Source organism: Streptomyces sp. NPDC047971, assembly GCF_040653355.1.
Classification (GTDB): Bacteria; Actinomycetota; Actinomycetes; order Streptomycetales; family Streptomycetaceae; genus Streptomyces.
Genome location: NZ_JBEZNW010000062.1, coordinates 1 through 12340 on the forward strand (window position 1 = coordinate 1; position 12340 = coordinate 12340).

The window sequence follows — 12340 nt, forward strand, 5'->3', positions numbered from 1 at the left end:
CACCACCCCGGCTCTCCCTTCCGGGATAACGCCGCACCCCTTCGGGGGGGGGCCCGGTACACCTTGTGTACCGGGCCCCGCGGCGTCGCTCTCGCCGTGCCGTCCGCTAGGCGGACTTGCGGCTGTCCCGAGGATGTACGGCGATGTTCATGGCGCCGGAACGAAGGACCGCCAGCCTCTCGGCCAGGACCTCCTCCAGCTCCTCGCGGGTGCGCCGCTCCATGAGCATGTCCCAGTGCGTGCGCGCCGGCTTGCCCTTCTTCTCCTCGGGGCCGTCCCCGTCAACCAGGAGTGCCTGGCTGCCGCAGACCTTGCACTCCCACTCCGGCGGAATTTCCGCTTCCACCGAGAAGGGCATCTCAAAACGATGGCCCTTCTCGCATGCGTACTCCACGGCCTGGCGCGGGGCCAGATCGATGCCGCGGTCGGTCTCGTAGCTGGTCACCACGAGGCGCGTGCCGCGAAGAGCTCGCTCACTCATGAATCGTGCCTCCCGGGCTTGTCGCCCACAGGACAGGTGTCGCTGTCGTCGTCATCCGGTCAACGTCCGGTCGGCGGTAAAGATTCCCGTTCCGGGTCATGCGTCGCCCGTCGTGCCGCCCCTTGTTCTACCCACCAGTGCCCGGTTTGTCACATCTGGCAGCAGATGTCACCCAGCGTCTTCACCAAAGCAGCACGCAGTAACGGTCCGCCTGGCAGGCCAAAGGCGTACACTACCGGCCTTTCACTGCCGCGTCTAAATCCGGTCCGGAACAGGGTTGCCGGCGGCGGCCACCGCACGGCGTACGGGTACCCGCGCGAGCAGCACGAAACCGGCCGCGAAGAAGATCACCAGAGAGATGATGGCATCCCGGTAGCTCCCGGTCAGCTGATACGCGAGACCGAACACCAGTGGCCCCAGCCAGCTCAGGCCCCGGTCGCTCATCTCGTACGCGGAGAAGTACTCCGCCTCCTTGCCGCGCGGCACCAGATGGGAGAAGAGCGAGCGCGACAGCGCCTGGCTCCCGCCGAGGACGAGACCGATCGCCGCCGCGAGGCAGAAGAACGCCACCGGCGCGTCGGCCGGGAGGAAGTAGCCGGCACCCAGGATCAGCGTCCAGACCGCCAGCGACCCGAGGATCACGCGCTTGGCGCCGTGGGTGCGAGCCAGCCGCCCCATGCCGAGGGCTCCCACCACCGCGAGCACCTGGACCAGCAGCACCGCCGTGATGAGGGTCGTCTGCTCCAGCCCCAGCTCCTCGGAGCCGTAGATCGACGCCTGCGAGATCACGGTCTGCACGCCGTCGTTGTAGATCAGGTACGCGAGCAGGAACGACAGGGTCAGGGGGTGGCGGCGCATGTCCCGCAACGTCGCCATCAGCTGCCGCCAGCCACCGCCGACGGCCCCCTCGCCCTTCGGCGGGACGTGCCGGTCGCGCAGGCGCCGCAGCGGAATCAGCGTGAAGGCGCCCCACCACAGCCCGGCCGAGGCCAGGCAGATCCGCACCGCCATGCCCTCCGTGACACCGAAGGACTCGTGCCCGGAGTACAGGATCAGGTTGAGGACGAGGACCAGGGCGCCCGAGGTGTAGCCGAAGGCCCAGCCGCGCGAGGAGACCGAGTCCCGTTCGTCCGGCGTCGCGATCTGCGGCAGATAGGCGTTGTAGAGCACCATCGAGACCGCCAGGGAGGCGTTCGCGACGATGAGCAGGAACGCCCCGAGCAGATAGCGGTCGCCGCTCAGGAAGAACATGCCCGCCGTCGCCGCCGCGCCGGTGTACGCGGCGACCGCCAGCAGCGGCTTCTTGCGTCCCGTACGGTCCGCCGCCGCGCCCACCAGGGGCATCACGAGGACCGCCACGACGAGCGAGGCCGAGACGGCGTAGGCGAAGAGCGAGCCGGCCCGCACCGGTATGCCCAGGGGGTGGACGAAGCCGTCCGCGTCCGCGGCGGCCTTCGCCACCGAGGTCAGGTACGGGCCGAGGAAGACCGTCACCACGCTCGTCGAATAGACCGAGCAGGCGAAGTCGTAGAAGTACCAGCCGCGTTGCTCGCGCCTGCGTTCGGCCGGATCGGCGGTGTGCCCCTCCGGCTCGGTGATGTCGGCGGTCACGGCCGCGCCCCCCTCGTTCGTTCCCGTGCGGGGCACGCGGTCAGACCCACGAGCCCCGGGCGGTCAGCACTGCGCGCAGCGCCTCCAGATGATCGGTCATGATGCCATCCACCCCCAGGTCGAGGAGAGAGTTCATCCGCTCCGGATCGTTGACGGTCCACACGTGCACCTGGAGGCCCCGGGCGTGGGCCTCCCGCACGAAGCGGCGGTCGACCACCGGGATGCCGCCCTGGCTCGCGGGCACCTGGGCGGCGACGGCGCCCGCGCGCAGCGCCGCCGGGATGCCGAACGAGCGCAGCCGCAGGCCGAGGACGCCCTTCACGCCGTACGAGGTGGCCAGCCGCGGACCCGCGAGGCGCTGGGCCCGGGCCACCCGCCCCTCGGTGAAGGAGCCGACGCAGATCCGGTCCCACGCCCCGGTCCTGCGGATCAGGTCGACCAGCGGGACCAGGGACGACTCGGCCTTCAGGTCCACGTTCCAGCGCGCCTCGGGGAACTCCTCCAGGAGCTCCTCGAAGAGCGGCAGCGGCTCCTTGCCGGCCACCCGCGCCTCGCGGACGGCGTCCCAGGGGAGGTCCCGGATACGGCCGGAGGCGTCCGTGACCCGGTCGAGCGTCGAGTCGTGGAAGGCGACCAGGACGCCGTCCGCGGTGGTGTGGACATCGGTCTCGAAGTAGCGGTATCCGGCGGCCGCGGCCCTCCGGAAGGCGGCCGCGGTGTTCTCCAGGCCGTCCGCCGTGCCGCCGCGGTGGGCGAAGGGGATGGGCGAGGGGTGGTCGAGGTAGGGGTGGCGTACGCGAGTCACCGCCGCAGTATCGCCTGCTCCGGTGTCCCCGAGGCGACCACGGTGCTCCGCACGTCCTTCTCGGGGATGGCGAACCAGCGCAGGAAGAGCTGCGCGAGCGGGCCGATGCTCAGGGCGTAGAGGACCGTGCCGATGCCGACCGAGCCGCCGAGCAGGAAGCCGGTGGCGACCACGGCGACCTCGATGGCCGTGCGGACGAGCCGGATCGAGCGGCCGGTGAGCCGGTGCAGTCCGGTCATCAGGCCGTCGCGCGGACCGGGGCCGAACCGGGCGGCGATGTAGAGGCCGGTCGCCATGCCGTTGAGCACGATGCCGAGCACCAGGAGGGCGATCCGCACGGCCATCCCCCCGGCCTCCGGGACCAGGGCGAGCGTCGCGTCCATCGCCACGCCGATGACGAAGACGTTCGACACCGTGCCCAGGCCCGGCTTCTGGCGGATCGGAATCCACAGGAGCAGGACGACCGCCCCGACGAAGATCGAGACGACTCCGATGGTCAGCCCGGTCTTCTCGGCGAGACCCTGGTGGAGGACGCCCCAGGGCTCCAGGCCGAGCCCGCCGCGCACCAGAAGCGCCGAACTGATCCCGTACAGCGCCAGTCCGACGTACAGCTGCGCGAGCCGACGGGTCAGATGGCGACCGGTGAGCCGGCCGCGGAGGCCGGAGGCGATGGACAAGGTGGTGCCCCCTGTGGTGGTAGTGGACTGACTCATGACACTCTGTGGCGGGGGATCTCATCCCAACCATGGCCAATTCGAGGAAGGTGGACTGACTTCCATGGCTCAGTGGACCTCGGCCGTCGGGCCGGCCCAGCTGGCACGGCAGCTTCAGGCGCAGCAGCCGCGGCCCGCGGGACCGGGCGCGCGAAAGCCGCCCGCCTACCGCGCGCTGGCCGACGGCATCCGCCTTCTCGTGCTGGAGGGCCGCGTGCCGGTGGCCGCCCGGCTGCCCGCCGAGCGTGAGCTCGCGGTCGCGCTCACCGTCAGCCGGACGACGGTCGCGGCGGCCTACGAGGCGCTGCGCGCCGAGGGCTTCCTCGAGTCCCGTCGCGGGGCCGGCAGCTGGACGGCCGTGCCCGCCGGGAACCCGCTGCCCGCGCGCGGGCTCGAACCGCTGCCGCCGGAGTCGCTCGGCTCGATGATCGACCTCGGCTGCGCGGCGCTGCCCGCCCCCGAGCCCTGGCTGACCCGGAGCGTGCAGGGGGCTCTGGAGGAGCTGCCTCCGTACGCCCACACGCACGGGGACTACCCGGCCGGGCTGCCCGCGCTGCGGCAGATGCTCGCCGACCGCTACACCGAGCGGGGCATCCCGACCATGCCCGAGCAGATCATGGTCACCACCGGCGCGATGGGCGCCATCGACGCGATCTGCCACCTCTTCGCCGGGCGCGGCGAGCGGATCGCCGTCGAATCGCCGTCGTACGCCAACATCCTCCAGCTCATGCGCTCCGCGGGCGCCCGGCTCGTCCCCGTCGCCATGGCCGAGGGGCTGACCGGCTGGGACCTGAACCGCTGGCGCCAGGTGCTGCGGGACGCGGCGCCGCGGCTGGCGTACGTGGTCGCGGACTTCCACAACCCCACCGGCGCCCTGGCCGACGAGGACCAGCGACGGCAGCTCGTCGACGCGGCCCGCTCGGCCGGCACGGTCCTGGTCGTCGACGAGACGATGTCGGAACTGTTCCTCGACGACGGCCTGGAGATGCCCCGGCCCGTCTGTGCCTTCGACCCGGCGGGCGCGACGGTGCTGACGGTCGGCTCGGCGAGCAAGGCGTTCTGGGCGGGCATGAGGATCGGCTGGGTGCGGGCCGCCCCCGACGTGATCCGCTCCCTGGTCGCGGCGCGGGCCTACGCGGACCTGGGCACCCCTGTCCTGGAGCAGCTCGGCGTCAACTGGCTGATGCGCACTGGGGGCTGGGAGCAGGCCGTCGACATCCGCCGCGCCCAGGCGCGGGAGAACCGTGACGCGCTCGTGGCGGCCGTGCGGGCCGAGCTCCCGGAGTGGGAGTTCGAGGTCCCGCGCGGGGGCCTGACGCTCTGGGTCCGTACGGGCGGCCTCTCGGGCTCGCGGATCGCCGAGGTCGGCGAGCGGGTGGGGGTACGGGTGCCCTCGGGGCCGCGGTTCGGCGTGGACGGCGCCTTCGAGGGGTACGTCCGGCTGCCGTTCACCGTCGGCGGGCCGGTCGCGGAGGAGGCGGCGGTCCGGCTCGCGGCCGCGGCGCGGCTCGTGGAGTCGGGCGCCGGGGCGGGCGTGGAGCCCGCGCGGACGTTCGTGGCCTGATCGGCGGGGAGACCCGCATGGGGCGGCGGTTCCCGATGCTCTGATCGCCGGACGCCGCCGGGGCGAGGGGAGTACGCCGGAGGGCGGGTACGGACGTGTGGTCCGTACCCGCCCTCCGGCGTCTGTGGGGCGTCAGCCCTCGGCCGGGACCGGGGCGTGGAGCGGGGCCGGACCCGGGTCGGGTGCGTGGGCGGGGGGCTTCGTCATGACGGCGGGGCCGGGGTCGGGGCCGGGGTCGGGCGCGGATCCGGGTGCCGCCTCGACCGCCGCGCCCGTGGCGTCCTGCCGCTCCGGCAGCAGCGCCAGGACGGCCTGGCGGTCCGCCTCGCTCGTCGCGTCGTCGAAGGGGTCGGGCGTCGCCGGTACCTGGAGCCGGAGGACCCGGCCGCCGCCGAGGCGGGCGTAACCGCGACCCGGCGGGACGGCCGGGACCGGGGTCGTGTGCGGACCGACGCCGAGGACCGACGCGATCTGGTCGGGGGAGGCGGGGCCGAGCACCACCCGCGCGCGGGTGTGCGTGCGTACGGTCTCGCCCAGCGTCTCCACGCTGTCGAACTGCTCCGCCACCACCACCGTGACCTGCGCGGCCCTGCCGTGCCGCAGGGGCACGTGGAGCAGGTCCTGCGGGTCGGGCCGGCCGTCGGCCGCCGCCAGGTGGCCGAGGACGCTCGGCCGGTCCAGCAGGATCCACAGCGGGCGCCTGGTGTCGTCGGGTGCGGGGTGGCCCGCCTGCCGGGCCCGGTTCGCGGCGATCAGCCGTCGCTCGGTCTCGTGCGCCGCCCACTCCAGGCTGGCCAGCGCGCCCGCGAGGCCGCACTCGACGCCCAGCACCCCGGCGCGGCCGGTCAGACAGGCGTACTCGCCGGTGGCGCTGCCCTCGATGATCAGCACGTCGCCGTGCGGCAGGGCCTGGAGCGCGAGGGAGCGCAGGAGGGACGTCGTGCCGCTGCCGGGCTGGCCGACGGCGAGCAGATGGGGCTCCGTGGAGCGCGGACCGGTGCGCCAGACGACCGGGGGCGCGTCCTGCGCACCGTCGGCGGCCCGCACCGGCACCGTCCGCTGGACGGCGTCGGCGTCGGTGAAGCCGAGGACCGTCTCGCCGGGAGCGATGACGAAGCGCTGGGCGGCGATGGTGGTCGGAAGGGGCGGCAGCACGCTCATGACGAGCTGGTTGCCCTCCTCGTCCCAGTCGAAGAGGTACTCGCGGCCGCGGCCTGACTTGGCGTGCAGCAGCTGTTCGATCCGGGCGCGGGCGGCGGCCTCCCCGTCGGTGAAGTACGCGGGGTACCTGATCCGCAGGCGGCTGAGCCGCCCGTCGTCGTCGAAGGCGTGGTCCCCGAAGGCGCCGGTCCAGTCGCCGCCGTGGGCGAAGAGCGGAGCCGGGTCCTCGGGGACGGAGAAGTACGGCACCAGGGCCTCGTAGAGGCCCTTGAGCCGCTCGGTCTCGGCCTCGTCGGGCCCGGTCTTCACGACCGGGCGCTCGCGCCCCGTCCAGGCGGCGGCGCCCATCACCGACACGAGGGCGAGGAGTGGGCCGTAGGGGACGAGCGCGAGGACGAGGACGCAGGCCGCGACCAGGAGCAGCGTGGGACCGCGCCGCTCCTTCGGGGTCGCGGCCCACCTGGCACGCGCGGTCGCGGCCAGCTTCCGCAGACCACGCGTGATGGTGATCAGCGGATGGAGCACGTCGGTGGCGCTGTCGGCGGCCGTGCGCGCGATCTCTCGACTGCGAGCGATCCGGTCGCTGCCGCTGCTCAGAATGCGGGGGAGTGGTCGCCGGGCCACGTCGTACTCCTGGAGTTGTGGAAGGGGGTGTGGGGCGTCAGAACTTGATCCCGCCCAAGAGGCTGGCGAGGCTCTGGCCTCCTGCGGTGATGCTCGGGGCGATGGCGGTGCCCGCGAGGTAGAAACCGAAGAGGGCGCTGACGAGGGCGTGGGACGCCTTCATCCCGTCCTTCTTGAAGAACAGGAAGCAGATGATGCCGAGCAGGACCACGCCTGAGATGGACAGGATCATGAGGGGTTCTCCTGGTTGAGGGGACAGTCACCATGAGTCCTTCCAGGTTCACGGGAAGTATCTATGCGATTAAAGGTGCATATGGGTGAAAGACGGGCGATTTCACTTGACTGGCGGAGGTGGAGGGGGCGCTCGGGTGGCGAAATGTCCGGAGCGCGCTAGGTGATCTTTGCCGTGGACGCGTCCGGTCATGTCGCGGGACGGGCAGTACCCTGTCGATTCACTCGTACGGCCTTCGTGGCCGTACGCAGGCCACCCGCACGGGAACCCGCGTGCGCGACGGAACGGAAAGGCGGACACGTCCGATGAGCGAGACTCCGGACCCCGAGGTCATCGAGCTGGCGAGCAAGGTCTTCGACCTCGCGCGGACGGGCGACGCCGAGACCCTGGCCGCCTACGTCGACGCGGGCGTCCCGGCCGACCTCACCAACGACCGGGGCGACTCTCTCCTCATGCTCGCCGCCTATCACGGGCACGCGGAGGCGGTCGCCGCCCTGCTGGCCCGAGGCGCCGACGGCGACCGCGCCAACGACCGCGGCCAGACCCCGCTCGCCGGCGCGGTCTTCAAGGGCGAGGACGCCGTCGTCCGTGCGCTGCTCACCGGCGGCGCAAATCCGGAAGCGGGTACTCCGTCTGCCGTGGATACTGCTCGGATGTTTGGGAAGACAGAACTCCTGGAGCTGTTCGACGCCCGGTGAAGATCCGGGTGAACGGGCGCTGAAGCCCAGGTGAGAGCGGTGTCGTAAATGTGGTCGCGGTGGCGAAATGGCTGGGTCATCATGACGTCGGGCCCACACCGGGCCACCGACGAGAGGCAGAGGAAGATGGTCAACACCAAGCGAAGGACGACGGGCGGCCGAACATGTTGCTGCGCGGCCTAGGCGATCACCAGTCCCCGGTACTCCCGGTCGTGTCGACAGCTTGATGTGAGGCATCTTCCATGTTCGAACCAGTCATAGCGCCGAGCGGCACCCTGCTCGGCCTGCTGCAGAGGGGCCGCGGCGACGGCACTCTGCACGCCCTCGCCGCGCCACGCGCCGAGGCCCTCGCGGCCCTCAACCACTGCGTTCTCAGCGACCCCCGCCAGGACTGGCAGGTCGAGAACCGCTCCCTCTACTACGCGCGCCTGTACCTCGACCTGCACGGCGGGCTCACGGAGATCGAGACCCACCTCTTCGGCGCCGAGGACCACTTCGACACCGAGGAGAACAGGACCGGGCTCGCGCTCGCCGTCCTCGGACACCTCGCCTCCTACGGCCGCCAGGACGCCCTGGTGCTGCTCCGGCGGTACGCCGCCACCGGCACCAACTGGGCCTGGGCCCTCGACGAGCTCGCCCTGCGCGACGACGACGCCGGGCTGCGCTCGCTCGCCGCCCCGGTCCTCGCCCGCTTCCCCGCCACCCCGGAGGGCGACGCCGAGCTGGCGAGCGCCGTACGGGACGCCTTCGAGCCCCGCCCGTGGCGGCTGTGGGCCGAGGACCAGCGCGACGCCGTCGGCGCCCGGGTCAGGGCCGCCCAGGAACAGGGCTCCTTCGACCGCTGGCAGCGCCAGATGCGACCGAGCGGCCCCCGCCCCGGCTGGAGCGTCCAGGCGGTCTTCGACTGGGCCCAGGAGGGACTGGAGCGCGGCGCGCCGCTGCACGGCCCCGCCGCCCGCTGCCTGACCGCCGTCGCCGGCCCCGAGGACCGCCCGGTCATCGTCGAGGCCGCCCGCAGCGGACCCGACGGCGCGCGCTGCGCCGCCCTCCACTACCTCGCCGAATCACGCGACCCCGCCGTCCTCGACCTCATCGAGGCCGCCGCCGGCAGCGACTCCCGCACCGTCTCCGAAGCCGCCGTCTCCGCGTTCGAGCGCATGTGCGGCGAGCCCGCCGTCGACCGCGCCCGCGGCTGGGTCCACCGGCCCGACGCGCTCGGGGCGGCCGCCGCCGGAGTCCTCGCCTGCCGCGGCGGAGTCCACGACGCCCGCCTCGTCCTCGGCGCCCTGCGCGAGACGGTCCGCGCCGAGGGCCCCGACGCGACCGCCCTCTACACCCTCGTCGACGGCGCGGGCCGCCTCGGCATCGGCTGCGCCGCCCCCGTGCTGCGCCACGTCTACCGAGAGACGGCCTCCTCCCAACTGCGCGGCCGCACGGCCCGCGCCCTCGCGGCCACCGACCCGACCTTCGCGACGGGCTTCGCCGTCGAATGCCTCTGGGACTGCGAGGAGACCACGCGCGAGGTCGCGGCGCTGCACGCCGAGACCGGTGACGTACGGGTCGCGGAGCGACTGCGCCGACTCGCGGCCGACCCGGCCGAGGAGGCCGAGGTCCAGACGGCGGTCCGCAACCGCATAGGGCCGGACCTGCAGGTCTGAGGGGGCGGGCGCGCCCGCGTGAGCGGGACGCCGGCTCCGACGTCGCGGCGGTGGGGCCCGGGACCCGGGCCCCGTGGCGGGCGGACGCGCGACGGGCCGGGGCCGTTCGGCCCGGACGGCCGGCCCGGGGCCGGTGGGGTGCGGCGGGGCAAACGCTCATGGGACGTTCCCCGCGCGTCCAGATCGACGTCGGCGGGAACACGCCGGGCGCGACGACAACACCGGTATGCGTGTCGTCATCGTCACCGAATCCTTCCCACCCGACGTCAACGGTGTGGCGCACTGCGCCCTGCAGACCGCGCGCCACCTCGTCCGCCGCGGCCATGACCCGCTCGTCATCGCCCCGGCCGCCCCCGTCACCGGACCCGCCGCCCCCCTGGACTCCGACGCGCCCTGCCCCGTGGTGCGCGTACCCTCCCTCCCGCTGCCCGGCTATCCGCAGGTGCGCGTCGCGCTGCCCAGCCGCCGCCTCACCGCCGCCATCGCCGCGCACCGGGCCGACCTGGTGCACCTCGCCGGCCCCTTCGTCCTCGGCGTACGCGGCATGGCCGCCGCGACCCGTCTCGGACTGCCCGCCGTCGCCGTCTACCAGACCGACCTCGCCGGCTACGCCCGCACCTATGTGGGCACGGGCGAGGGCGCCGCCTGGCGCCGGCTCCGGGCCGTCCACGGCGCGGCCGACCGTACGCTCGCCCCGTCCACCGCCGCCGCGCGCGACCTGGAGACGCACGGCATCGGCCGCGTACGACTCTGGCGGCGCGGCGTCGACACCGTCCGCTTCCGTCCCGGGCTGCGCGACGACGCCCTGCGCCGCGAGCTCGCCCCGGGCGGCGAGCTCCTCGTCGGCTACGTCGGCCGCCTCGCCCCCGAGAAGCGCGTCGAGCTGCTCGCCGGGGTCTGCGGACTGCCCGGCGTCCGGGTCGTGGTCGTCGGCGACGGGCCGAGCGGCCCCGGCCTGCGGAGCGCCCTGCCCGGCGCGGAGTTCCTCGGCCGGCGCACCGGCACGGACCTGGCGAGGATCTTCGCCTCGCTCGACGTGTTCGCGCACACCGGTCCGTACGAGACGTTCTGCCAGACCGTGCAGGAGGCGATGGCGAGCGGCGTCCCCGTGGTCGCCCCGGCCGCGGGCGGCCCGCTGGACCTGGTCGACCACCGGCGGACCGGGCTCCTGGTCCCGCCGGACGACACCACGGCGCTGCGGGAGGCCGTCGCCTCCCTCGCGGCGGCACCGGCACTGCGCACCGCCTACGGACGGGCGGCGCGGGCGGCGGTCGAGGGCCGGACCTGGGAGGCCGTCGGCGACGAACTGATCGGCCACTACCTGGAGGTGCTGCGCGAGCGGACGGCGGTCGCGGCATGAACGTCCTCGGAGGCGGCCCGGACGCGCTCGAAGCGCCCCGGCCCTTGCGGATCGTCCGGCTCGCCAATTTCGTCACCCCCACCTCCGGTGGTCTGCGCACCGCGCTCGACCAACTCGGCCGCGGCTACCTCGCGGCCGGACACGAGCCCGTCCTGATCGTCCCCGGCGACGTCGGGAGCGATCAGCACACCGACCAGGGGCGGATCATCACCCTGCCCGGCCCCGTCCTGCCCGGGACCGGTGGCTACCGCGTCCTCGCCGACCGCCGGCGCCTGCGGCGGCTCCTCGAGGAACTCGCCCCGGACCGCCTGGAGGTCTCCGACCGGACCACCCTGCGCTGGACGGGGGAGTGGGCGAGGCGCGCCCGGGTGCCGTCGGTGATGGTCTCGCACGAGACCGCCGACGGCGTGCTGCGGACCTGGGGCGTGCCGTCGGCGGCCGCAGCCCGGGCCGCTGACCGGATCAACCGCCGTACGGCCTGGGCGTATTCGCGGATCCTGTGCACGACGGAGTGGGCGGAGCGGGAGTTCGTACGGATCGGGGCCCGCAATGTCGTACGGGCGCCGCTCGGCGTGGACCTGGACCGCTGCAGGCCCGGGCGGCGCAGCACCGTCCTGCGGGCCCGGCACGCGGACGGTCAGCGGGTGCTGCTGCTGATGTGCTCGCGGCTCTCCGTGGAGAAGCGGCCGGGAACGGCGCTGGACGCGCTCGCGCACGTGCGCGCCGCAGGGGTTCGGGCCGCGCTCGTCGTGGCCGGCGACGGTCCGATGCGGGCCGCGTTGGAGCGTCGTGCCCGGGACGAACGGCTGCCCGTGCGGTTCCTGGGGCACGTCGCGAACCGCGAGACGCTGGCCGAGCTCCAGGCCGCCGCCGATCTGTGTCTGGCCCCCGGGCCTGCTGAAACGTTCGGTCTGTCCGCGCTGGAGGCCCTGGCCTGCGGTACGCCGGTGGTCGCCAGTGCGTCCTCGGCGCTTCCCGAGGTGCTCGGCGACGCGGGAGCCGGGGCGGCCGACACCCCGGCGGCCTTCGCCGCGAGCATCCGTTCCCTGCTCGCCCGCCCGGAGCGGGAGCGCCGCGCGGCGGCACGCGCGCGTGCCGAGCTGTTCGGATGGGACCGCTCGATCGCGGCGTTCCTCCAGGCCCACGACGCGGCCCCGGCCTCGATCCGCGTCCCGCCCCAGGGAGCCCGCACATGACCACCACGGCCCCGCCGACCGCGGACTCCGGTCCCGACCCCGCGCCGGCGCCCGATCCGCGCGTGGACCGGCTGCCCGCGCAGGCTCCCCAGCGCGTGGACGAGCTGCCCGCGCCGCGTCTCGGCCCGGACGCGCGTGTGGACCGGCTGCCCGCGCAGGCTCCCCACGCGCGCGTGGACCAGCTGCGCCCTCCGCGTCTCGGCCCCGCCGCCGCGCGTCTCGGCCCGGACGCGGAGG

General features: G+C 74.0%; 11 protein-coding genes. 5 read left to right on the top strand and 6 right to left on the bottom strand.

Going from position 1 to position 12340, the window contains the following annotated elements; genetic code table 11:
• Nucleotides 1-106: 106 nt before the first annotated feature.
• The 4 genes from AB0D99_RS33635 to AB0D99_RS33650 all read right to left on the bottom strand — a co-directional run bounded on the left by AB0D99_RS33635 (nucleotide 107) and on the right by AB0D99_RS33650 (nucleotide 3610).
• The gene (locus AB0D99_RS33635; RefSeq protein ID WP_026278069.1) at nucleotides 107-481 is read right to left on the bottom strand and encodes an RNA polymerase-binding protein RbpA; all 375 of its coding nucleotides are present in this window, start codon (nucleotides 479-481) and stop codon (nucleotides 107-109) included.
• Nucleotides 482-736: 255 nt separating this feature from the next.
• The gene (locus tag AB0D99_RS33640) at nucleotides 737-2092 is read right to left on the bottom strand and encodes an MFS transporter (protein ID WP_362371253.1); all 1356 of its coding nucleotides are present in this window, start codon (nucleotides 2090-2092) and stop codon (nucleotides 737-739) included.
• A 40-nt stretch (nucleotides 2093-2132) separates the two neighbouring features.
• A complete protein-coding gene (locus tag AB0D99_RS33645; protein ID WP_362371256.1) occupies nucleotides 2133-2897 on the bottom strand; it encodes a glycerophosphodiester phosphodiesterase family protein in 765 nt (254 codons plus the stop codon).
• On the bottom strand, nucleotides 2894-3610 hold the full coding sequence (locus AB0D99_RS33650) for a hypothetical protein (protein ID WP_362371259.1): 717 nt from the start codon (nucleotides 3608-3610) through the stop codon (nucleotides 2894-2896). The genes AB0D99_RS33645 and AB0D99_RS33650 overlap by 4 nt, the downstream gene beginning before the upstream one ends.
• A 64-nt stretch (nucleotides 3611-3674) precedes the next feature.
• Here AB0D99_RS33650 and AB0D99_RS33655 point away from each other — a divergent pair, with 64 nt between their 5' ends.
• Entirely contained in the window at nucleotides 3675-5174 is a 1500-nt protein-coding gene (locus tag AB0D99_RS33655) for a PLP-dependent aminotransferase family protein (protein WP_362371262.1), read from the top strand.
• Between the two features lie 132 nt (nucleotides 5175-5306).
• On the opposite strand, the gene AB0D99_RS33660 is transcribed toward AB0D99_RS33655, so the two are convergent.
• Both AB0D99_RS33660 and AB0D99_RS33665 read right to left on the bottom strand, forming a co-directional pair.
• Nucleotides 5307-6959: a hypothetical protein gene (locus tag AB0D99_RS33660; protein WP_362371265.1), complete on the bottom strand. Its 1653-nt coding sequence runs from the start codon at nucleotides 6957-6959 to the stop codon at nucleotides 5307-5309.
• 37 nt (nucleotides 6960-6996) lie between these two features.
• A complete protein-coding gene (locus AB0D99_RS33665) occupies nucleotides 6997-7191 on the bottom strand; it encodes a hypothetical protein (protein ID WP_046907412.1) in 195 nt (64 codons plus the stop codon).
• A 305-nt stretch (nucleotides 7192-7496) separates the two neighbouring features.
• Between AB0D99_RS33665 and AB0D99_RS33670 the strand changes: the two genes are divergently transcribed.
• The 4 genes from AB0D99_RS33670 to AB0D99_RS33685 all read left to right on the top strand — a co-directional run bounded on the left by AB0D99_RS33670 (nucleotide 7497) and on the right by AB0D99_RS33685 (nucleotide 12103).
• The gene (locus AB0D99_RS33670; RefSeq protein WP_362371269.1) at nucleotides 7497-7889 is read left to right on the top strand and encodes an ankyrin repeat domain-containing protein; all 393 of its coding nucleotides are present in this window, start codon (nucleotides 7497-7499) and stop codon (nucleotides 7887-7889) included.
• Nucleotides 7890-8131: 242 nt separating this feature from the next.
• The gene (locus AB0D99_RS33675; protein ID WP_362371272.1) at nucleotides 8132-9547 is read left to right on the top strand and encodes a HEAT repeat domain-containing protein; all 1416 of its coding nucleotides are present in this window, start codon (nucleotides 8132-8134) and stop codon (nucleotides 9545-9547) included.
• Nucleotides 9548-9773: 226 nt separating this feature from the next.
• Nucleotides 9774-10907: a glycosyltransferase family 1 protein gene (locus AB0D99_RS33680; protein WP_362371275.1), complete on the top strand. Its 1134-nt coding sequence runs from the start codon at nucleotides 9774-9776 to the stop codon at nucleotides 10905-10907.
• Entirely contained in the window at nucleotides 10904-12103 is a 1200-nt protein-coding gene (locus tag AB0D99_RS33685) for a glycosyltransferase (RefSeq protein WP_362371278.1), read from the top strand. Before AB0D99_RS33680 ends, AB0D99_RS33685 begins: the two co-directional genes overlap by 4 nt.
• The last annotated feature ends 237 nt before the right edge of the window (nucleotides 12104-12340 follow it).